The sequence below is a fragment of the Sandarakinorhabdus oryzae genome, assembly GCF_009733735.1.
GTDB classification, from domain to species: domain Bacteria; phylum Pseudomonadota; class Alphaproteobacteria; order Sphingomonadales; family Sphingomonadaceae; genus Sandarakinorhabdus; species Sandarakinorhabdus oryzae.
In genome coordinates this window covers 1-900 of the sequence record NZ_WNJP01000359.1, presented here as the reverse complement: position 1 = coordinate 900, position 900 = coordinate 1, and the positions used below count along the sequence as shown (strand labels likewise).

The 900-nt window shown below is 72.1% G+C and carries 1 pseudogene; it reads left to right on the top strand.

Going from position 1 to position 900, the window contains the following annotated elements:
- Positions 1-900: pseudogene (locus GJ693_RS17280) on the top strand (double-strand break repair protein AddB); the annotation flags it as partial.

Below are 900 nucleotides of genomic sequence, written 5' to 3'. Positions count from 1 at the left end.
CCGCCCGCGGCCACGCACGGCCTGGCGCTGGCCGAATGCGCGACGGCTGCCGAAGAGGCGCAGGTGGTGGCATTGGCGCTGCGCCAGGCGCTGGAAGAGCCCGGCCAGCGCGCCGCCTTGATCACGCCCGATCCGCTGCTCGCCCGCCGCGTCGCCGCCCATTGCCGGCGTTGGGGCATTGCCATCGATTCCTCGGCCGGCACCCCTTTGCTGCTCACTCCGCCCGGCGCGCTGGCGTTGGCGGCGGTGGAAGCGATGGCCGAGGATTTTGCCCCAGCGCGGCTGCTGGCAGTGCTGAAACATGCGCTGGTAAGGCCCGAAAACGGCGATTTCCGCGCCGGCGTGCAGCTGGCTGATATCGCCTTGCGTGGAGTCCGCCCGCCGCCGGGGCTGGAGGCCGCCGGCGAGGCCATTGACCGCTGGGTGCATGAGCAGCGCAAGCACCGCATCGCCGCCAATACTTCATGGTGGAACCAGGTGGCCGAAGCGCTGGCACCGCTGGAGCAATTGCGCGGATCATCCGAAATCGCCCTGCCGGCGCTGATGGCGGCGCTGCGCGATACATTGGGCAGATTGGCTGGCGACGGCGCCTGGGCCGGGCCGGAAGGACGGCAACTGGCGGCGCTGGTTGCCGATGTGGAAGTGCACGGCGCCCTGTTCGGCGGATTCCGTCCCGACGAGGCGCCGGCCCTGCTGTCGGCGCTGATGGCAGGCAGCAGCGTGCGCGTGCCGGGGCAGGGACATCCCCGCCTTGCCATCCTGGGCCCGGTCGAAGCGCAGCTGACCCGCGCCGACGTGCTGGTGCTCGCCGGCCTCAACGAAGCGACCTGGCCCGGCCGGCCGTCGCCCGATCCGTGGCTGGCACCCGCCATCCGCGGCAAGCTGGGCCTGCCTGGCACG